The sequence below is a fragment of the Streptomyces sp. NPDC059373 genome, assembly GCF_042751495.1.
Lineage (GTDB): Bacteria > Actinomycetota > Actinomycetes > Streptomycetales > Streptomycetaceae > Actinacidiphila.
In genome coordinates this window covers 114146-133683 of record NZ_JBHYXC010000019.1, presented here as the reverse complement: position 1 = coordinate 133683, position 19538 = coordinate 114146, and the positions used below count along the sequence as shown (strand labels likewise).

Annotated in this window: 17 protein-coding genes; 12 read left to right on the top strand and 5 right to left on the bottom strand. The window is 69.5% G+C overall.

Annotated features, from left to right (window positions below; genetic code table 11):
• The first annotated feature begins 152 nt into the window (after window positions 1-152).
• Genes ACFXJ5_RS24535 through ACFXJ5_RS24515 form a run of 5 tightly spaced genes read left to right on the top strand, consistent with a single transcriptional unit; the run spans window position 153 to window position 4737 of the window.
• Window positions 153-1403, top strand: coding sequence for an amino acid ABC transporter substrate-binding protein (locus tag ACFXJ5_RS24535; protein WP_384634828.1), 1251 nt, complete (start codon window positions 153-155; stop codon window positions 1401-1403).
• Window positions 1404-1406: 3 nt separating this feature from the next.
• Window positions 1407-2285 (top strand): branched-chain amino acid ABC transporter permease, encoded by an 879-nt coding sequence (locus ACFXJ5_RS24530; protein ID WP_384634826.1) that lies wholly within the window; start codon window positions 1407-1409, stop codon window positions 2283-2285.
• Window positions 2282-3247: a branched-chain amino acid ABC transporter permease gene (locus tag ACFXJ5_RS24525; protein WP_384634823.1), complete on the top strand. Its 966-nt coding sequence runs from the start codon at window positions 2282-2284 to the stop codon at window positions 3245-3247. Before ACFXJ5_RS24530 ends, ACFXJ5_RS24525 begins: the two co-directional genes overlap by 4 nt.
• Window positions 3244-3981 carry an ABC transporter ATP-binding protein gene (locus tag ACFXJ5_RS24520; protein WP_384634820.1) on the top strand — a complete coding sequence of 246 codons (738 nt, stop codon included), beginning with the start codon at window positions 3244-3246 and terminating at the stop codon, window positions 3979-3981. Before ACFXJ5_RS24525 ends, ACFXJ5_RS24520 begins: the two co-directional genes overlap by 4 nt.
• Before the next feature lie 6 nt (window positions 3982-3987).
• Complete coding sequence (locus ACFXJ5_RS24515) at window positions 3988-4737, top strand: ABC transporter ATP-binding protein (protein WP_384634817.1); 750 nt, start codon at window positions 3988-3990, stop codon at window positions 4735-4737.
• 18 nt (window positions 4738-4755) lie between these two features.
• Here ACFXJ5_RS24515 and ACFXJ5_RS24510 read toward each other — a convergent pair whose 3' ends face one another.
• Window positions 4756-5571 (bottom strand): maleylpyruvate isomerase family mycothiol-dependent enzyme, encoded by an 816-nt coding sequence (locus ACFXJ5_RS24510; RefSeq protein ID WP_384634815.1) that lies wholly within the window; start codon window positions 5569-5571, stop codon window positions 4756-4758.
• A gap of 172 nt (window positions 5572-5743) precedes the next feature.
• Here ACFXJ5_RS24510 and ACFXJ5_RS24505 point away from each other — a divergent pair, with 172 nt between their 5' ends.
• Complete coding sequence (locus ACFXJ5_RS24505; RefSeq protein WP_384634813.1) at window positions 5744-6499, top strand: GntR family transcriptional regulator; 756 nt, start codon at window positions 5744-5746, stop codon at window positions 6497-6499.
• A 72-nt stretch (window positions 6500-6571) separates the two neighbouring features.
• Here ACFXJ5_RS24505 and ACFXJ5_RS24500 read toward each other — a convergent pair whose 3' ends face one another.
• Window positions 6572-7672, bottom strand: coding sequence for a lectin (locus tag ACFXJ5_RS24500; RefSeq protein WP_384634883.1), 1101 nt, complete (start codon window positions 7670-7672; stop codon window positions 6572-6574).
• A 297-nt stretch (window positions 7673-7969) separates the two neighbouring features.
• On the opposite strand from ACFXJ5_RS24500, the gene ACFXJ5_RS24495 reads away from it, so the two are divergent.
• From ACFXJ5_RS24495 to ACFXJ5_RS24485, 3 genes are all read left to right on the top strand, one after another.
• Window positions 7970-8725 (top strand): GntR family transcriptional regulator, encoded by a 756-nt coding sequence (locus ACFXJ5_RS24495; protein WP_384634811.1) that lies wholly within the window; start codon window positions 7970-7972, stop codon window positions 8723-8725.
• Window positions 8726-8782: 57 nt separating this feature from the next.
• Window positions 8783-10711 (top strand): primary-amine oxidase, encoded by a 1929-nt coding sequence (locus tag ACFXJ5_RS24490; protein ID WP_384634808.1) that lies wholly within the window; start codon window positions 8783-8785, stop codon window positions 10709-10711.
• A 148-nt stretch (window positions 10712-10859) separates the two neighbouring features.
• Complete coding sequence (locus ACFXJ5_RS24485) at window positions 10860-11816, top strand: SMP-30/gluconolactonase/LRE family protein (RefSeq protein ID WP_384634805.1); 957 nt, start codon at window positions 10860-10862, stop codon at window positions 11814-11816.
• Between the two features lie 24 nt (window positions 11817-11840).
• On the opposite strand, the gene ACFXJ5_RS24480 is transcribed toward ACFXJ5_RS24485, so the two are convergent.
• Genes ACFXJ5_RS24480 through ACFXJ5_RS24470 form a run of 3 tightly spaced genes read right to left on the bottom strand, consistent with a single transcriptional unit; the run spans window position 11841 to window position 15906 of the window.
• Complete coding sequence (locus ACFXJ5_RS24480) at window positions 11841-12479, bottom strand: GNAT family N-acetyltransferase (protein WP_384634803.1); 639 nt, start codon at window positions 12477-12479, stop codon at window positions 11841-11843.
• Window positions 12476-14182, bottom strand: a complete 1707-nt coding sequence (locus ACFXJ5_RS24475; protein WP_384634801.1) for a glycoside hydrolase family 9 protein — start codon at window positions 14180-14182, stop codon at window positions 12476-12478. Before ACFXJ5_RS24475 ends, ACFXJ5_RS24480 begins: the two co-directional genes overlap by 4 nt.
• A gap of 17 nt (window positions 14183-14199) precedes the next feature.
• Window positions 14200-15906 (bottom strand): beta-N-acetylhexosaminidase, encoded by a 1707-nt coding sequence (locus ACFXJ5_RS24470; RefSeq protein ID WP_384634798.1) that lies wholly within the window; start codon window positions 15904-15906, stop codon window positions 14200-14202.
• A gap of 68 nt (window positions 15907-15974) precedes the next feature.
• On the opposite strand from ACFXJ5_RS24470, the gene ACFXJ5_RS24465 reads away from it, so the two are divergent.
• Genes ACFXJ5_RS24465 through ACFXJ5_RS24455 form a run of 3 tightly spaced genes read left to right on the top strand, consistent with a single transcriptional unit; the run spans window position 15975 to window position 19530 of the window.
• Entirely contained in the window at window positions 15975-16994 is a 1020-nt protein-coding gene (locus ACFXJ5_RS24465; protein ID WP_384634795.1) for an ABC transporter permease, read from the top strand.
• Complete coding sequence (locus tag ACFXJ5_RS24460) at window positions 16991-17878, top strand: carbohydrate ABC transporter permease (protein WP_384634793.1); 888 nt, start codon at window positions 16991-16993, stop codon at window positions 17876-17878. Before ACFXJ5_RS24465 ends, ACFXJ5_RS24460 begins: the two co-directional genes overlap by 4 nt.
• 8 nt (window positions 17879-17886) lie before the next feature.
• A complete protein-coding gene (locus ACFXJ5_RS24455; RefSeq protein WP_384634790.1) occupies window positions 17887-19530 on the top strand; it encodes a hypothetical protein in 1644 nt (547 codons plus the stop codon).
• The last annotated feature ends 8 nt before the right edge of the window (window positions 19531-19538 follow it).

Sequence of the window (19538 nt, the reverse complement as noted above, 5' to 3'; positions counted from 1 at the left end):
GGGTTCCGGCACTCCGCGCGAACTCGTCGCACAGCAATCCATTGCAGTCGCTTTGCGCAGCCCTCATTGACAGTGCATGCGGGCCGCAGGACACTCCACCGCAATCGATCGCATCAGAGACCGTCCGAGCCTGCCAGGAAGGGTGTCTGACCATGCGTCATGCACGTCGTGTGCGTCATGGGTGCAACGGCACAGCCGCCGTCGCGGTGGTCGCGGCCGCCGGGCTGGTCCTGGCGGCCTGCGGTTCGCCCAAGCCCACCGCCTCCGCCGGCTCCCACGCGGCGCTGAAGATCGGCATCTCGCTCTCCCTGACCGGGGACTTCTCCGACCCCGGCAAGAACGCGGAGCGCGGCTACCGGCTCTGGGCCGACACCGTGAACGCCAAGGGCGGGATCCTCGGCCGCAAGGTGCAGCTGAAGATCGTCGACGACACCTCCAGCCCCGCGCAGGTGGTCACCAACTACCAGACCCTGATCACCAAGGACCATGTCGACCTGACCTTCGGCCCGTTCTCCAGCCTGCTGACCATCCCCGCCTCCCAGGTGGCCAAGCGGTACGGCTACGCCTTCCTCGAGCCGGCCGGCGGCGGCCCCAAGGTGTTCGCCCAGCACCTGAACAACCTGTTCTTCGTCCAGCCCGCGCCGGTCGTGAAGCAGGGCGACGTGTTCGCCGACTACGTCCTCTCGCTGCCCGCCGCGCAGCGCCCGAAGACCGCCGCCTACCCCGCACTGGACGACCCCTTCGCCTCGCCGATCGCCGACGAGGTACGCGGCCGGCTGGAGGCGGCCGGGATAAAGACCGTCTACCAGCAGATCTATCCGGCCGAGATCACCGACCTGTCACCCGTGGTCGCCGCCATGGCGGCGAAGAAGCCCGACCTGGTGGTCGGAGGCACCCAGGCCGACGACGCCTATCGGATGGTCAAGGCGATGGTCCAGCTCAAGTGGGCGCCCACGATGCTGTACCTGTCCAACGGGGCGAACGACCCGCACAACTTCCCCGGCAACGTCGGCCAGGCCAACGTCAACGGGATCTTCTCCTCCGGCGACTGGTTCCCGAGCTCCAGCACCTACGGCAGTGCCGCGTTCACCAAGGCGTACACGGCCGCGTACGGCGGGACCGCCGACTCCATCGACAGCACCTCCGCCGAGGCCTTCGCCTGCGGACAGCTGCTGGAGCAGGTCGCGGCTAAGACCGGCAAGGTGGACAACGCCACCGTCATCGCGACCCTGCACAAGGGCACCTGGAAGACCCTCGAGGGCAACCTGAGCTGGAACTCCGACGGCGCGGCCAATGCCTCGTACGTCCTGGTGCAGTGGATCGGCGGGAAGATGCTCCCGGTCTACCCCGCCGACCGGGCCGTGCACGCACCCGCCACCGCCGCGCTGCCCTGGAGCGGCTGAACCATGCACGCGACGGTCCAGGCGGTCATCCTGGGAGTCCTCACCGGCGGCGTCTACGCGCTGATGGCCAGCGGCCAGACGCTGATCTTCGGCGTGATGAAGGTGGTCAACCTCGCGCAGGGCGCGCTGGTGATCCTCGCCGCCTTCCTCAGCCACAGCCTGTTCACCGCCTGGGGCGTCGACCCGTTCGTGACCATACTGATCCTCGCGCCGCTGATGTTCGTCCTGGGCGCGGGGGTGCAGTGGCTGTTCCTGCGACCGCTGCACCGCGAGGACGCCGCGCTGCTGTCGCTGCTGGTCACCTTCGCGGTGGCGCTGGGCATCGAGGGCGTCCTCACGCTGGTCTACCACTCCGACTACCGCTCGACCCGGCCGGCTTACGTCGACCGGTCGTGGCGGATCGCCGGGTACCAGGTCAGCGAGGTGCGGCTGGCCGCCTTCGCGTTGTCGCTGGCCACGCTGGGCGGGCTGTGGCTGCTGCTGTCCCGGACACACTTCGGCCGCTCGGTGCGGGCGACCGTGCAGAATCCGGTGGCGGCACGGCTGCTGGGAGTGGAGACCGCGCGGGTCGCGGCCTTCGGCTTCGGGCTCGGCGCCGCGACGGCGGCGGCGGCCGGAGCGGTGTACGGGATGGTCTACTCGTTCAATCCCAACAGCCACTACGACCTGATCTCGCGCCTGCTGTCCGTGGTGATCCTCGGCGGGCTCGGCAGCCTCGGCGGCACGGTGGTGGCCGCACTGGTCATGGGCGTCGTCTCGGCGCTGGTGGGCGCACTGGTCTCGCCGGTCTGGTCCGACTTCAGCTTCTTCGTCGTGCTGCTGGCCGTCCTGCTGCTGCGGCCCCGGGGGATGTTCGGCGCACGGCTGCGGGGGGCGCTGTGAACCTCCGCCACGCGGCAGGCGTCGCGGGACTCGCGGTGCTGGTCGCCTTCCCGCTCGCGGTGTCCGCGCCCTGGGCGGTGAACATCGGCCTGTTCACCCTGATGTACGCGGCGCTGGCCAGCGCCTGGAACCTCGTCGGCGGCTACGCGGGCTATCCGTCGCTCGGCCACGCCGCCTTCTTCGGCATCGGTGCCTACGCGGAGGCGATCTGGTGGACCCATCGCAGCGCGGGCTCCGGGTACGGGCCGTTCTGGACGCTGCCGCTGGTGGGGCTCGTGACGGCGGCCGTGGCCGTCCCGGTGGCGTGGATCGCGATGCGTACGCGTACGGACGTCTTCGCGATCGTCACCATCACCTTCCTGTTCGTCGTGCAGACCCTCGCCTTCAACCTGCGCGGCCTCACCGGCGGGGCCCAGGGTCTCGCCATGCCCATCGCCCCCTTCGCCCCGGGGACGTTCGAGCGGCCCTTCTACTACGCCATGCTGGCGCTCTTCGTGATCGCGCTGGCGTGCTCGTACGGAGTGCTGCGCAGCAGGCTCGGGCTCGCGCTGGTGGCGGTGCGGGCGGACGAGGACAAGGCGCGCGGTGTGGGTGTGCCGGTCACGGCGGCGAAGCTGACGGCGTTCGCCGTGTCGGTGGCGGTCACGGCGATGGCCGGGGGAGTCTGGGCGTACTACCTGTCCTTCATCTACCCGCAGTTCGCCGTCGACCCGCTGCTGTCGATCGGCATGGTGCTGATGGTCTTCCTCGGGGGGCGCGGCACCCTGTGGGGGCCGGTGCTGGGGGCGTTCGTCGTGGCCCCCGGCCAGCAGTATCTGGCCTACCGCTTCGGTGCCAGCCAGCTCTATCTGATCGCGTACGCGGCGCTGTTCGTCGTCGTCATGCTGGTCATGCCGCGCGGCGCGCTGCCGACGTGGCGCGACCGCAGGCGCCGTACGGCGGGGGCGGGGGCCCGGGCATGAGCGGGGCGCCGTTGCTCGAAGTCCGGGGCCTGACCAAGCGGTTCGGCGGGGTCGCCGCGGTCGACGACTGCTCCTTCACCGTCCGGCGCGGCACGGTCACCGGGCTCATCGGGCCGAACGGCTCGGGCAAGACCACCGTCTTCAACCTCGTCACCGGCTACCTGGCCGCCGACGCCGGCGGGATCGTCTTCGACGGCAGGCCCGTCCCGCGCCCCGATCCGGCCCGGCTGTACCGGCGCGGGCTGTCCCGTACCTTCCAGCAGCCCCGGGCCTTCGCCGAGCTCACCGTGCTGGAGAACCTGGCGATCGCCGCCGGGCACGGCTGGCGCGCGCTGGCCGGGCGGCGGCTGGGCGTACGGGACACGGCACGCGGCATGGCGCTGTTGGAGGAGTTCGCCCTCGCCCGGCACCGCGACACACCCGCCGGTGAGCTGTCGTACGGACAGCGCAAGCTGCTGGAGTTCGCGGCGCTGCTGATGAGCGACCCCGCCCTGGTGCTGCTCGACGAGCCGACCGCCGGGGTCAACCCGACGATGATCGCGACCATCGAAGGGCACGTACGTGAGCGCCACGCCTCCGGGACCGCCTTCCTCGTCGTCGAGCACGACATGAACCTGGTCATGCGGCTCTGCGACCCGCTGATCGTGCTCGACGGCGGCGCCGTCATCGCCGAGGGCCCGCCCCCGGTCGTACGGTCCGAGCCGCGCGTCCTCGACGCGTACCTCGGGGGGTGAGGCATCGTGGCGGAACAGCTGCTCCTCCTCGACCACGTCACCGCCGGGTACGGGCTCGGCGACGTCCTGCACGGCGTGGACCTGACCGTGGCGGTGGGCGAGGTGGTCTGCCTGATCGGGCCCAACGGGGCCGGCAAGTCGACCGTGCTGCGCGCCGTCAGCGGGCTGCTGCGGCCGGGCGGCGGGCAGGTGCTGTTCGGCGGCGAGCCGGTCGACCACCTCTCGCCCCGCGAGCGGCTGCTGCGCGGCATCGCGCACGTACCGCAGGAGCGCAGCCTTTTCCCCGCCATGACCGTCTGGGACAACCTGCTGATGGGCGGCCACATCCTGGAGCGCACCCGCGCCGGGCGCACGGCCGTACGGAAGCGGGCCGACGAGCTCGCCGAGCGCTTCCCGATCGTCGCGGCCCGGCGGCGCGAGGCGGCCGGGTCACTGTCCGGCGGTGAGCAGAAGCAGGTCGAACTGGCCCGCGCCCTGATGCTCGACCCTGCGCTGCTGCTGCTCGACGAGCCGTCCATCGGCCTGGAGCCCCGGGCCAGGCACGCCGTCTTCGAGACCGTACGGGCGCTGGCCGCCGGCGGCCGCACCATCCTGCTGGTCGAGCAGAACGCCCGGTCCGGCCTGGCCGTCGCCGACCGCGGGGCGGTCATGGAGTCCGGGCGGATACGGCTGACCGGCAGCGGCACCTCGCTGCTCGCGGATCCGCAGGTCGCACGGCTGTACCTCGGCGCCGGGGCCACGACGGAAGGGGTCTGACGCCTGCCCCCGAACCGGCTACGGCGCCGTGAAGAACCCCGGAAAGCGCGGTGCGAGCCAGGGCTTGCGGCCCCAGGCGACGATCTTGCCGCGTGCGATGACCGACGCCCGGCTGCACCTGCCGAGCGCGAGCAGGAAGAACGCCACCGGCTCCAGCATGATCGTGCAGTCGATGCGACCCGGGGGCTCGGCGCTGACGGTGACGACGCCCTCGGTGAAGGTGACCGCGAACCGGGAACCGCCACGCAGCCTGAGCCGGTAGCGGGCGCTGAACCCCGCGGCGGCGCGTGCGTCGACTATGCGCGACATGCCGGTCATGAGGAACGGCAACGCCAGCTCCACCCGCTCGCGGTCGACCATGTGCGGTTGGCGCAGCGCGACCGCGATGTCGTAGCCGTGCCCCATCATGTGGGTCAGCAGGTAGGCAGCCAGCGTGCCGAGGTCCATGGGGCCCAGCGGGGTCACCGTCGGCTCCGCCGCCGGCCGCCGGGCGGCCGCATCGGCGAAGGCCTGCGCATGCCGGACGATCCCCTCGGCCAGGACCGTGGCGTCGCGCTCGGCGTAACCGGCCAGCGACTCGGCGTTGGCCGCGGCGAGGCTTGCGGCGGTCCCGTCCCCGTAGCTCTGCTCGTGACCCGCCGCGAGGGTGGCCATCAGCTCGTTGGCCACCACCAGATGCGCGGCGGCCTCGCCGACCGTCCACTCGGCTCCGGGGATGGGCACGGTGGTGTCCGTACCGGACCGGAGCGTCCGGGCTGTCTCGGCGGCCGTGTCGCGGATGGCCTGGAGCAGTTCCGGGCGCACATCCGTCTGCGGGTTCAAGGGGGTGGTCACGAGCGTGAAGCCTGGACCAGCGCCCGGGTGCCTGTCCAGAGGCTTCCGGCCTGCGATGTATTCGCCGGCAGTCCCGTGTCCTGGCCAGACCCCCGGCCGGAAAGCTATCCTGAGCGCCACTGCCCATGAGCTGCGGCGGTGGTGCGAGCACATCACTATGGGGGCCTCACGTATGAGCGATATTCGCGAGGTCGCGGGCGTTGTCCTGCCGGACTATCCCGAGCCACTGTGGATTCAGGCGGTCAATCTGATCCGCGGCGAAATCGACAAGAGGGTCCTGAAGGCCGGCATGCGGCTCCCTCCTGAGCGCGAGCTGTGCCAGCAACTCGGCATCAGCCGGGTCACCTTGAGGAAGGCTCTCGGGCGCCTGGTCGAAGAGGGAGTGCTCAACGCGTCGCACGGCCGCGGATGGTACGTCGCTCAGGCCGGAGCCAAGAAGGAATGGCCCAACAGCCTCGAATCCTTCAGTGAGACGGCGGCGCGAATGGGTTTGACACCGCGCTCGGAGGTGCTGCAGGCGGAGGCGAGCCCGGCCACCATTGACGAGGCGGAGCTGCTCGGCATCGCCCCCGGAGCGCCCCTTTTCCGGCTTGAGCGGGTCCGGCTCCTGGAGGGTGTTCCTATTGCCCTCGACCTGACCCGAATTCCCCTCGCGCTCGTTCCGGATATCGGCAAGGTCGACTTCGGAACCCATTCGCTCTATTCCACGCTGTCCGAGGCCGGGGTCGAGCCGATGCGCGCCGACAGCACCATCGAAGCCACCAAGGCCGGGGACCGCGTGGCCGAGCACCTCCGGGTGGCCCCGGGCGATCCGCTCCTCGTCATGCACCAGCTCGCGGTGAACGCGGACGAGGACCCCCTGTTCGCCTCCACGATCCAGTACGCGGGCGATCGCTACCGGCTCCGCACCTCGTTCGCGCGGTCGTAGGCGCCAGAAGTCCGACGGGCGCCGTCCGGGCTGTGCGGTGGCCCGGACGGCGCCCCTCCCAAGGGTCGGACGTCAGCAGTAGAGGTTGGCGCCGGCCGAGACGCCGAGGATCGAGACGAAGCGGTTGTAGGCGTCGACCCGGCTCTGGACCTGGGCGGGGTTGCGGCCGTCGCACTCGATCGAGCCGTTGATGCTGCGGATGGTCTGGCCGAAGCCGGCGCTGTTGACCATGGCGTTGTGGGGGGTCATGGTGCCGGGGCCGGTCTGGGTCATCCAGTACCAGAGGCCGGTCTTCCACGCCACGGCTGCGTCGTTCTGCACCAGCCAGGGGTTGTTGAGCAGGTCGATGCCGAGGGCGTCGCCGGCCGCCTTGTAGTTGAAGTTCCAGCTGAGCTGGATCGGGCCTCGGCCGTAGTACGCCGACTGGCCGGCGGGGCAGCCGTAGGACTGGCTCCAGTCGCAGTAGTTCGGGTAGTTGGCCGTGTTCTGCTCCACGATGTAGACCAGACCGCCGGTCTCGTGGCTGACGTTGGCCAGGAAGGCGGCGGCCTCCTGCTTCTTGACCGTGTCGCTGCCGGTGGTGGCGAAGGCCGGGTAGGCGCTCAGGGCGGCGGTCAGACCGCTGTACGTGTAGAAGCTGTTCCGGCTCGGGAACATCTGGTTGAACTGGGCTTCCGAGACGACGAATCCGCTCGGGGTGCCGCTGGCGGCCGGGGCCGTCCACTTCTGGTTGCCGCCGCCGGTGCAGGACCAGATCTGCAGCCGGGTGCCGTTGGCCGAGTTGTTGCCGGTGACGTCCACGCACTTGTTGGAGGAGGCGCTGACGATGTCCCGTGCGGCGGTCACGGTCCACCGCTGGTTCGCACCACCGGAGCAGTCCCACAGCTGGAGGACGGCGCCGTCGGCGGTCGAGTTGCCGGTGACGTCCAGACACTTGCCGAGGGCCCGGATGGTGCCGTCCGAGCCGACGGTCCACTGCTGGGCGCCGGTGCCGTTGCAGTCGTAGAGCTGCACCGCGGTGCCGTTGGCGCTCGAAGCGCCGGCCACGTCCATGCACTTGCCCGCCAGTCCGCTGATCTGTCCGGTGGCGGCCGCGGCGGGGGATGCGGGCAGGACGCTCAGCAGAGCCACGACAAGGGAGCCGGCGGCCGCGTACGCCGCCTTACGGACCATCGAGCCGGGACGTCGAGGGGCCGTGCGTCTCCAGGGGATTCTCATGCCCATGTCATACCTTTCGCCGATGCGCGCGCATGTGGGGGAGTTACGGGGAGAGTTCAGGGGCTCACTGCTTGATTTAAGGCGTGAGCGAAGTGCGCGTCAAGGGCTTGGTATAGACCATTTAACGAGGCGGGCGATGGCTTCGGTGGTGTACCTTTATAAGACCAAACTAAAACCACTTGGCTATCATGAGAAGTCAGCCCGGGTCCGAAGCCGAACCTTCGCCCGCGGCCGCCCACGAGGGAGAAATGCGTGATCGACGTGGCTCCGGTGCTGGCCGCCGAGTACCCCGAGCCGCTGTGGGTGCAGGCCAAGGCCACGCTGCGCGCCCGGATCGCCGGTGGCGAGGTGGGGCCCGGGTCACGGCTGCCGCCCGAGCGGGAACTGTGCCGGATGCTCGCCATCTCCCGCGTGACCCTCCGCAGGGCCCTGACCGCCCTGGTCGACGAGGGTGTGCTGCGGTCCGCGCACGGCCGCGGCTGGTACGTCGCCGGCGCCCCGGAGCGCAAGGACTGGCCCAACACCCTCGAATCGTTCACGGAGACGGCCCAGCGGATGGGCCTCGTCGCCGGCTCACGTGTGCTGCGCTGTGAACCGGGGCCGTCGACCTTCGACGAGGCCGAGGCGTTCCAGATCGCCCCCGGGACGCCGCTCTACCGACTCGACCGGGTGCGGATGCTCGACGGGGTGCCGATCGCCGTGGACGAGTCGCTCGTTCCCGCCGACGTCGCCCCCGGTCTCGACGGCGTCGACTTCACGACCCGCTCCCTGTACGACACCATCGCCGGACTCGGCTTCCGTCTCGCCCAGGCGGATTCGACGATCGAGGCCCGCCCGGCCGACGCCGTCCTCGCCGGACACCTCGCCATCGCGGTCGGCACTCCCGTGCTGGAGATGCGCCAGATCGTCCGCGACGAGACACAGCGCCCCCTGCTGTCCTCGGTCATCCGGTACGCCGGCGATCGCTACCGGCTGCGCACGTCCTTCGTACGGAGTCCCGGCGCATGAGCCGGCTCCGCGGCCGGACCCGAACCGCCCCGACCCCTGCACACAGCGGAGCCCTCCATGACGACAACGACGCACGACACCTCTCACACAGCCCGTGCCCTCGCCTCGCTCCGTCCGGACGAGATCGCCGCGAGCAAGGCCATCCTCCAGCGGGAGGGGCTCTTCGGACCCGACACCCATGTCTCCTACTTCGGCCTGGCCGAGCAGGACAAGCGCGAACTCCTCGCGGGATCGGTCGCACCGCGCCGCTTCCGCGTGATGCTCATCGACATGCGCTCGGGTGTCTCGCACGACGTCGTCGTATGCCCGCAGGAGGACCGGATCGTCTCCAGCCGGGAACTCGACGTCGCGGTCGACGGGCATGTCCCGGTCGTGGTGGCCGAGTTCTCCATCGTCGAGGAGGTCGTGCACCAGGACGAGCGCTGGCTCGCGGCCATGCGCACACGAGGTCTGACCGACCTGTCGCAACTGCGCGTCAACCCGCTGTCGGCCGGTGTGCCCTCCGACGCCGAGTCCGGCCGCCGCCTCCAGCGCTGCTTCACCTTCGTCCAGAAGACCCCCGACGACCTCGGCTGGGCCCACCCCGTGGACGGCGTCACCGTCATCGTCGACGTGGTGACCCGCGAAGTCCTCGATGTGATCGACTACGTCGACCTGCCCGTGCCCGACGAGGACGGCAACTTCCACGACCCCGCGTGGGTGGACCGACCGCCGCGGGCCGGCATGAAGCCGATCGAGATCACCCAGCCGGAGGGGCCGAGCTTCACCATCGACGAGGACGGCGTCCTGCACTGGCTCGGCTGGTCCCTGCAGGTGGGATTCGACCAGCGCGAGGGCCTGGTGCTCCACAACGTCACCATCGACGACGCCGGAACGCCGCGCCCCGTCCTGTACCGCGCCTCGCTCGCCGAGATGATGGTGCCCTACGGCGACCCGAGCCCGCAGCGCTGGTTCCAGAACTTCTTCGACTGCGGCGAGTACCTGCTCGGCGGCTTCGTGAACTCCCTCGAACTCGGCTGCGACTGCGTCGGCGACATCACCTACCTGGACGCCGTCCTCGCCGACAGCGCGGGCGACGCCCGCGTGGTGCCCCAGGCGATCTGCATCCACGAGGAGGACTCGGGGATCCTGTGGAAGCACTTCGACAACTGGAACGGCTCGACCGCCTCCCGCCGCAACCGGCGCCTGGTCGTCTCCTTCTTCGTCACCGTCGGGAACTACGACTACGGCTTCTACTGGTACTTCTCCCTCGACGGCTCGATCGAACTCGAGGTCAAGGCGACCGGCGTCGTCTTCACCTCCGCCTATCCCGGCCCCGGCCACGAGTTCGCCTCCGAGATCGCCCCGGGCCTCGGCGCCCCGTACCACCAGCACCTCTTCAGCGCCCGGCTCGACATGATGGTCGACGGCACGGACAACGCCGTAGACGAGGTGGAGTCGGCCCCCGTCCCCCGGGGGCCGCGCAATCCCACCGGCACCGGCTTCACGCAGACCGTCACACGGCTGCGCACCGAAGCCGGGGCGCAGCGGCTGGCCGACAACGCGCGCAACCGGTCCTGGCTGGTCACCAACCCCTCGGTGACCAACCGGCTCGGGCAGCCGGTGGGCTACATGCTGCATCCCGAGGGCAAGCCCGTCCTGCTGGCCGACGAGGAGTCGGACATCCACCGGCGGGCGACGTACGCCACGAAGCACCTGTGGGTGACCCCCTACGCGCCGGACGAGAACTACCCGGCCGGCGACCTGGTGAACATGCACTCCGGCGGCAGCGGACTGCCCGCCTGGACCGCCGCGGACCGCGACGTCGACAACACGGACATCGTGTTGTGGCACACCTTCGGGCTCACCCACTTCCCACGGCCCGAGGACTGGCCCGTGATGCCGGTGGACACCACCGGCTTCGTCCTGAAGCCGTACGGCTTCTTCGCACGCAATCCGACCCTGGACATCCCGGCCCAGGGTGGCAGCCACTGCCATGGCGGGTGACCGGAGCCCCAGGTCAGACACAGGTAGAGGCGCGGGAGCCCAGGTCCGGCACAGGTAGGCGTGCGAGCATGCGATCGGCCTGAGGACGAAGGGTGGCGCCCCTGACGGGCGTCTCCCGGTCCCGTCTCATTCATCCTTGGAGCGTCACATGAATCGCCACCGCCTTCGCCACCGCCGCACTCTGCTGCTGGGCGCCATCGCGGTCGCCGGAAGCGCGGCCACGCTCGCGATCGCCCCTGCCTTCGGGGCCACCGCCCCGCTGTCCCAGGCGCGGGAGGTCGCTCACTTCGAAATCACCACCCAGCAGCAGCCGGAGAACATCACCCTGGAGCCCAACGGGGCTGCCGACGTCACCTTCAACCGGGCGAGGCAGATAGCCCGGGTCACCCCGGACGGCACAACGACGATCCTGGCGACGCTGCCCGCCCCCGCCTCGGGCAGCGCGACAGTGTCGGGCATCGTCCGCGCCGCCGACGGCACGCTCTACGTCAACTACAACGCCGGCAGCCTGTCCGGCGTCTGGCGCATCCGCCCGGGCGGCACGCCTGAGCAGTTCGCCGCTCTCCCCGATGTGAAGGTCGTCAACGGCCTCGCGCTCGACGCGCGCAACGATGCCCTCTACGTGACCGACTCCACCTCCGGCACGGTGTGGAAGGTGTCCCTGGCGAGCGGCGCGACCTCCCTGTGGGCCAGCGGCGAGGCCCTTCAGCCGGCCACCACGAATTCCTCCGGGTTCGGGGTGAACGGCATCAAGGTGCACAACGGCGCGGTCTGGGTGAGCAACACCGACAAGGGCACCCTGCTGCGCATCCCGATCGGCGCGCACGGCACCGCGGGCACCGTCACCACGAAGGCCTCGGGCGTGACGAGCTTCGACGACTTCACCTTCGTCGGGCAGGACGACACAGTCCTGGCGGCGCAGAACTTCGCGAACTCCGTCGCCCTGATCAACCCCGACGGCACGCACCAGACGGTGCTCACCGCCGACGACGGGCTGTCCGGCCCGACCTCTGTCGCGGTGCGCGGGAAGACCGTGTACGTAACGAGCGGGGCCTATTTCACCCGCACCGACCCGAACCTGCTGCTCGCCCACATCGCTCACTGATCGCGGTACGGGCGGGTCAGGGGGTCATGGGGTCAGATCCATGACCATGACCGACCCCCAGTCGTCGCGGGACGCCTCCGTGAAGCCGACTGCCAGGTAGAAGGCGTGCGCTCGGGGGTTGCCGCTGCCGACGCCCAGGTGCACACCGCGTACCCCGCGGCTCCGCAGGGCCGTCAGCAGCGTGGTCATCAGACGGCGCCCCAGACCGGTTCGCCGGCCGCGCGGGAGGATGTCGATGTGCAGATGCGCGGGGAAGCGCTCGTAGAGCGGCTCGTCGACCGGCCGGGCGCGGTGGATGTGGGCCACCCGCTGCCAGTCGAGGGTGCCGTCGTCCGGGTCGGTGGCGAGCGCCTCGGGGTAACGCCCGCGCAGCGGCGGCCACCAGTGCTCGGCGAGCCACTCCTCGAAGGCGTAGGTGTCGGCCGTACCGACGACGTAGCCCAGGAGACCCTCCTCGTCGTGTGCGACGAAGGTCAGACCGGGATCGGCGGCGGGGTACGGTCCGGCGTAGATGTGCGCCAGCAGATCCGGATCGCGGTAGAGGCCGGTCGCGTCCCGCCCCGAGTCACCGGTCCGCAGGCACACGCGGTACATGCCGGGCAGGTCGACCAGCTGGAACGGGCGTACGGCGACGGGTGGCGTCGGCGGCCCGGCGGCTGTCACCGGGCCGCCGACATGGCGAGCAGGAACCAGGCGGAGTGCGGGATCCACTGCTCGGCCCACCGCCAGCCGTCGGTATCGCGGTGTTCGTCGGGCATGAAGGCGATGTCCCGCTCGTCCTCGAAGCCGGCCGTGATGCCGTTGAGGATGCCGCCCGGGACGTTGGGATAGTCCGGGTGGTACTCGACGTTGTTGCGGCCCATGCCCTTGATCATCGAGGAGTCGAAGGGGTTGAGCCCGACGACCCACTGCAGTTGGTCGTCCGCGAGCCGGAGCAGCCGCTCGCGCAACCCCTCGTCGCACTCGGGAAGTCCGGCAGTCAGCTCGGCCGCGTACGCGACCGAGCAGATGTTGGCGTTCTCGCCCTGCCACCAGTAGCCGGTCTCGTTCGCGTGCGGAAAGAAGAAGCCGGTACGGGGCGCGTCGTCGGCGGGCTGCGCGTACTGGCGTACGTAGCCGAAGGGGTTGGCCACTTCGTCGGTGAGGGCCGCGGCATCCCGCAGCAGTGCCACGGCGGTCGTACGCGCCCGGTCCGCGAGCGGTGACGACGGGCAGACGCGGGCGAAGCGCAGCAGCGCCACCGCCGGCAGACCGGACTCCGCGGCGTGGAAGAAGGGCCGGCCTTCGACGTCCCCGACCAGATAGCCGAATCCGAGGCCGGTGTCGGTGTCGGCGTGGGTGTAGCGGTCGGCGAGCTGGGCCGCGCGGCGTTCGGCGGCGGCCTCGAAGGCGGGTTCGCCCGGTGCGGCCCGGACGAGTTCGGACGCGGCCAGCAGGGCGCAGTAGTCGTCGATGACCGACTCCTCGCCGTCGTACAGATACTCCCGGTTGTGCTGCTCGAGGTGCTCGAACCCGCGACGGGCGGCGGCGAGATACTCCTTGGACGTGAAGTCGCCGTGGTCGTCGAGCGTCGAGGCGCGGGCGAGCGCCGCGATCGCCAGGCCACCGCCCTGCCGGTAGGCGGCCTGCCAGCGGGTGGTGCGGACCGAGTCCTGCAGCGGGGCGTTGATGACCCGTTCGTCGAGATCCTTGGTGAGGGCGTCGAAGATCGCCGTGTAGAAATAGCCCTCCGGCGACTGGAAACGCACCAGGAAGTCCGCACCGAACAGCGCCTCGTCGCGCATCCGCTCGCCGAGCGTCCTGTGCAGGCGCGGCTGACGCTCGGCGAGTGCACCGGCCGCCTCCATGAACGCCCAGGCACACAGGGGAAGTTGCTGGGGGTTCATCATGCGGGTGTAGTTGAGGTGGCTGAGGAACTTGCTGAAGTCGCCGGAGGCGTCCAGCCACCCGCCGCGTGCGTCCACGGTGCGGCCGGAGTCGTCCGCGTAGAAGTGGGCGTTACGGTCCTTGCGGTCGATCGCGCCGCTGGAGCGTACGCACCGGAAGTAGTGGAGCACGTCGGAGAGCGTGCGGTGCTGGAGCACGCGCTCCCCGATGGTGAACGGCTCGGAGTCGACGTCTTCGTAGGTGATGCGGAAGACGCCCTCCGTCCGGACGCCGGAGAAGTCGATGTGCCGAAAGGTGCCGAGCGACCAGCGGTCGACCCGCAGTTCGGGGCCCACCCGCAGTTCGGTGCGGGTGCCGTCGTCGGCGACGAGGCAGGCGGTCGTGGCTTCGGCCGTGTCATGGGCGCCGGCCAGCAGCACCACGGCCTTCTTCGAACCCGCGCTGTTGTACCCGAGATGGCTGGTGAGGATCTTCGTCACTGCGGGTGCTCCTTGGGTCATGGCCGGCCGGATATCGACTCGAGCCACGCGCGGGTCTCCTTGATGCGGCCGGGCGAGCTCCGCTGCCACACCCCGGTGCCGCCACTCTGCCAGGGAAGGGGCCCGTCCAGCGGCCGGTACTCCACGCCCATCGCGTCCAGTCTCCGCAGCTGCCGTCCCAGGCGGGCACGGAATTCCGCCATGTCGTGCACCCCGCCGGACCACAGCACCTCGGCGAGCGCGCACGCACGCGGAAAGGCCAGATAGTCCAGGTGCCGTTCGGAGGGCACCCACTCCGTCCAGATCTGGAACTGGCCGCCGATGACCCGGTCGCGCTGCTCCGGCGACCAGGAGTCCGGGGCGGGCGCGAAGGCGGCCACGTCCTCGAGGGTGATCGGTCCGCCCTCGGAGCGCCGTTCCTGCTCCAGGTCGGACTGGTCGAAGTTGAAGTACGTCGGGAAGAGCGGGGAGCGTACGAGGTCATGGGTGCCCGCCGCACGCGCCGAGGCCTCCTCGCCGCGCCACGCCATCACGATGGTGTCGTCCAGGACGCCGCCGGTGAGATGTCCTTCGTCCCAGACGATCATGCGCACACCGCGCGCGGCCAGGAAACGCCCGAGCGAGCGCAGGAAGTGGCCGTGCATCTGCTGGGGTTCGGCGCAGTCCGCCGCCTCCATCGCGGCGGCCACCTCGGGATCCTCCGGCCACCAGTCCATGGAGCACTCGTCGCCGCCGAGGTGGACGTAGGGCGCGCCGGTCGCCTCGATGATCTCCTCGAGTACGTCGTGCAGGTAGGCCTCCGTCCCGGCGGTCGGGGCAATCGAGGTGCCGCCGGCCCACACGGTGTCGAGGACGGCCTGCGGCTCGCCGGGTCGGCACAGGCCGGGGGCGGCGGCCCGCAGAGCCGAGGTGTGGCCCGGCACATTGATCTCCGGGACCACGGTGATACCGCGCAGCCGGGCGTACGACGCGATCTCGGCGAGGTCGTCGAGGGTGTAGTAACCGCCGTGCGGCGTACCGTCGTCGGGCCCGTCGGGGCCGAGCCGGGTGGAGGGCCGCCAGGAGCCGGTCGTGTGCAGCTCCGGATGGCGAAGGCTCTGCACCCGCCAGCCCTGGTCGTCCGTCAGGTGGAGATGCAGCCGGTTGAAGCGGTGCGCGGCGAGCAGATCGACGTACCGCAGAACGGTCCGCTTGGGGAAGAAGTGCCGGGCGACATCGAGCATGGCGCCCCGCCAGCCGTACGCGGGCCGGTCCTCCACCACACCGCACGGCACGCGCCAGCCCCCCGCCGGGGGCGCGGCCGCGCGGCGCCAGATGCTGTCGGGCAGCAGCTGCCGCACGGTGGTGAGGGCGCCGGCCACACCTTCGGAGTCGCCCGCGCGGATCTCCAGCCGCTCGGGCATGACGCGCAGCGTGTAGGTGCCCGGGTCGCCCTCGGTGTCGGTGACGACGACAGCCGTGGATCCAGTGGTATTGACTGGTATGGCCCGGTCCTGAGGGCGGAGCAGCTCGGCGAGGAAACTCCGGACCATGGCGTCCGTCGTCCCCGACCCGCTGAGGGTGACCGGGACATCGGGTACCAGATGGAAGAAACCCGAGGTGGGACGGGCTTTGACAGGCCGAGGCAACAGGTCGGCGTAAGCGTCCAAGACGAGTCCCAACTGTGGTCCAAGGGGGGAGTGTTGTTGTCTCGCGTTGGACCAGAGGTTAACCGTTGTATTCACTTGGTTCAAGTGGTACGTTCCTCGCACTTCTTTGCTATCTGCGCAGTTCCGAGCGAGGAGAGGTGCGCATGGCAGTCAACCAAGCACTGCCCCGGGTGCTGAGAACCTTCAAAGGAAAACCTCCGGACTCACCGGACTCACCGAAAGCCCCCGGGAAACCGTCAAGCCCCGCCGCGCGGGCCACATCGTTCGTCATGCGGCTGAAGCAGGACTCACCGCTCCTGCTGATGACCGCACCGGCCGTGCTGGTCCTGTTGCTCTTCACGTACATACCGCTGCTGGGCAGCGTGGTCGCGTTCATGGACTACGTGCCGTTCCTCGGCTTCACCAACTCGCAGTGGGTGGGCTGGAACAACTTCACCGCCCTCTTCCAGGACAACCTCTTCTGGGGAGCCCTGGCCAACACCTTCGAGATCACCTTCCTGCAACTGCTGCTCTTCTTCCCCGTGCCCATCCTGCTCGCCGTGCTGTTCAACTCCGTGGCGATGCCGATGGTGAAGAAGTTCGTGCAGTCGGTGATCTATCTTCCGCACTTCCTGTCCTGGGTCATCATCGTGGCCCTGTTCCAGCAGATCCTCGGCGGCGGCGGTGTCGTCAACCGCGTCCTCGCCACCCACGGCATGAGCGGGTTCGACATCATGTCGGACCCCAACACCTTCCAGTTGCTGCTCACCTCGCAGGCCGTCTGGAAGGACGCGGGCTGGGGAACGATCATCTTCCTCGCCGCGATCGCCGCCATCGACCCGCAGTTGTTCGAATCGGCGGCCATGGACGGAGCCGGTGCCTGGCGCAGGTTCTGGCACATCACCCTGCCCGGCATGCGGCCCATCATCATCCTGCTGCTGATCCTGCGGCTGGGCGACGCGCTGACGGTCGGCTTCGAGCAGATCCTGCTCCAGCGCGACGCGGTGGGCCCCGGAGCGGCCGAGGTCCTCGACACCTACGTGTACTTCAACGGTGTCGTCGACGGGAACTGGGGCGTGGCCACGGCGGCGGGGCTGCTCAAGGGAGTGGTCAGCCTGCTGCTGGTCCTCGCCGCGAACAAACTCGCCCACCGGTTCGGCGAGGAAGGGATCTACCGACGATGAGCGACCGTCCGGTGTGGCAGGGCAAACCCAGGCCGATCGCCCTCGCCCTCAAGGCACTTGCACTGTTCCTGATCTGCGCTGTCGTGATCTTCCCCTTCCTCTCGGTCGTCTCCACCAGTCTGGCGACCAAGCAGCAGATCGACGCCAACGGCGGCTACGTCCTCTGGCCGACCAGCATCTCCTTCGACGCCTACCGGCAGATCTTCGACGGCACGGGCGTGGGCCGTTCCATCGTGATCAGCGTCGGGGTGACCGTCGTCGGCACTGCCTTCAGCCTCTTCTGCACGGTGCTGGCGGCCTACGGCCTCAGCCGCCGCAACATGCTCTTCCAGCGCGGGCTGCTGTCCTTCGTCCTGATCACCCTGCTGTTCGCGCCGGGCATGATCCCGGTCTATCTGATGGTCAAGCAGATGCACATGCTCGACACCTACTGGGCGTTGATCATCCCGTCGGCCGTGAGCGCGTTCAACATCGTGATCGTCCGCGGCTTCATCCAGGCGATCCCGCAGGAGCTGTTCGACTCGGCCCGGATGGACGGCGCCGGCGAATGGCGGATCTTCTGGTCGCTCGTACTGCCCCTGTCCAGGGCCGTGATCGCGGTCGTCGGTCTCTTCATCGCCGTCGGCTACTGGAACAACTACTTCGGACCGCTGCTCTACCTCAACGACCAGACCAAATGGCCGCTTCAGCTCGTCATGCGGTCCTTCGTCCTCCAGAACCACGTCACGTCGAACTCCTCCGCAACGCCAGGACAGGCCGCGCCGCCTGCCCAGTCCGTCCAGATGGCGCTCGTCGTCATCGCCACGCTTCCCATCCTGTGCGCCTACCCCTTCCTGACCAAGCACATGTCCAAGGGGATGCTCACCGGGGCCATCAAGGGCTAGGAGAGAACATGTCGACCCCCAACCTCACCCGCCGCACCCTCTTCAAGGGCGCCGCTCTGACCGCGCTCAGCGGCACCGCGCTCAACTCCCTCACGGCGTGTTCCTCGGGCACCGGGGGCAGCACTGCCGCGGCCGGCAAGGCCGTCCCGGTGCCCACGTACGTCGAACCGGTCAAGCCCAAGCCGCAGTTCGCGGGCAACGCGCAGGGCGTGATGGACGTGTACGCCGCGTTTCCCACCAACGGACCGACCACCGTGACCGGCGGCCCCGTCGGCGACGGGAGCGACTTCAACGTCCTGGTGATGACCTATGGCCAGCCGGCCCCGCCGCTGGACAAGAACGCGTACTGGCAGCTCCTCAACAAGGAGCTGAACATCAACGTCAAGCCGCAGCTTGTGCCTGCCGCCGACTTCCAGACGAAGTTCCCGGCCCTGGTCGCGGGCAACGATCTGCCCGAGGTCGTCTCCATACCCGTCTACATGAACGTCGCCCGGCTGCCGCAGCTCGCCGAGGCCCAGTTCACCGACCTCAGCGAACATCTCTCCGGCGACGCCGTGAAGAAGTACCCGAACCTGGCGGGCATCCAGGAGGCGAACTGGCTCAACGGCTATCTGAACGGCCGGATCTACGGCGTGCCGAAGTCCGACCCCGTGTTCACCTCGACGCTGTACACCAAGACGGACGTCATCAAGAAGGCCGGGGGCAATCCCCAGCCTACCACGCTCGCCGAGTTCAAGGACCTGGCGAAGGCCGTCAACAACCCCAAGGCCGGTATCTACGCGTTCTGCGGTGGCGTCGACGACATCACCTTCGCGGAGTCGCTGATGATGTCGTTCGGTGTGCCCAACAAGTGGACGCAGAAGGGCGACGGCACCTTCGTCTCCTCCTACGAGCACGAGCAGTTCATCCCCGCCGTCGCGGCTGTCGCCGATCTGCACGCGAGCGGCTACTTCCACCCCGACACGGCGACCATGAGCAAGGTGCAGCGCGACGCGCTGTTCCGCTCCGGGAAGCTGGCGGTGGTCGCCGACGGCAACCGCGCCATGGGCATCATCGCCGACGACCACGCCCTGGAGTTCGGGATGATCGCCCCGTTCGCCGCGGACGGCGGCAAGGCCGCGTACTGGCAGGGCGGTGGCGCGTACGCGATCACCATGCTCAAGAAGACCAGCGACAAGAAGAGAATCGACCGCTTTCTGCGGGTCCTCGACTACATCGCCGCTCCGTTCGGCTCCCGGGAGTCCTTCGTCATGAGCTACGGCGCGAAGGGCAGTGACTACACGCTGCAGAACGGCGTACCGGTCCTGACCACCCGTGGCCAGCGCGAGCAGGACCTCGGCCTGGCCTACATCGTGGGCGGCCCCCAGGTGCTGTGCGATCCGCAGGGTGCCCCCGGAGTCGACAAGCAGTACTACGACTGGCAGCAGAAGGCCGTGCCGCTGCTGGTGCCCAACCCGGCCGCCCACCTGTACTCGCAGACGTACAACACGAAGGGCTCCTCCCTGGAGCAGCAGATGCGGGATGCCGTCATCTCGGTCTTCCTCGGCCGCTCCAAGGCGTCCTCCCTGAAGGACGCCGTGGCGACGTGGAAGCGGAACGGGGGCGACCAGATGGCCCGCGAATACGCGGACTCCCTGAAGAAGTCCAGCTGAACGGCACC

What these genes read in the sequence shown, in the direction of transcription:
- ACFXJ5_RS24520 (WP_384634820.1), top strand. Translation starts at nt 3,244, where the DNA reads ATGAGCGGGGCGCCGTTGCTCGAAGTCCGGGGCCTGACCAAGCGGTTC.
- ACFXJ5_RS24505 (WP_384634813.1), top strand. Translation starts at nt 5,744, where the DNA reads ATGAGCGATATTCGCGAGGTCGCGGGCGTTGTCCTGCCGGACTATCCC.
- ACFXJ5_RS24455 (WP_384634790.1), top strand. Translation starts at nt 17,887, where the DNA reads ATGTCGACCCCCAACCTCACCCGCCGCACCCTCTTCAAGGGCGCCGCT.
- ACFXJ5_RS24465 (WP_384634795.1), top strand. Translation starts at nt 15,975, where the DNA reads ATGGCAGTCAACCAAGCACTGCCCCGGGTGCTGAGAACCTTCAAAGGA.
- ACFXJ5_RS24535 (WP_384634828.1), top strand. Translation starts at nt 153, where the DNA reads ATGCGTCATGCACGTCGTGTGCGTCATGGGTGCAACGGCACAGCCGCC.
- ACFXJ5_RS24460 (WP_384634793.1), top strand. Translation starts at nt 16,991, where the DNA reads ATGAGCGACCGTCCGGTGTGGCAGGGCAAACCCAGGCCGATCGCCCTC.
- ACFXJ5_RS24490 (WP_384634808.1), top strand. Translation starts at nt 8,783, where the DNA reads ATGACGACAACGACGCACGACACCTCTCACACAGCCCGTGCCCTCGCC.
- ACFXJ5_RS24500 (WP_384634883.1), bottom strand. Translation starts at nt 7,672, where the DNA reads ATGGTCCGTAAGGCGGCGTACGCGGCCGCCGGCTCCCTTGTCGTGGCT.
- ACFXJ5_RS24530 (WP_384634826.1), top strand. Translation starts at nt 1,407, where the DNA reads ATGCACGCGACGGTCCAGGCGGTCATCCTGGGAGTCCTCACCGGCGGC.
- ACFXJ5_RS24485 (WP_384634805.1), top strand. Translation starts at nt 10,860, where the DNA reads ATGAATCGCCACCGCCTTCGCCACCGCCGCACTCTGCTGCTGGGCGCC.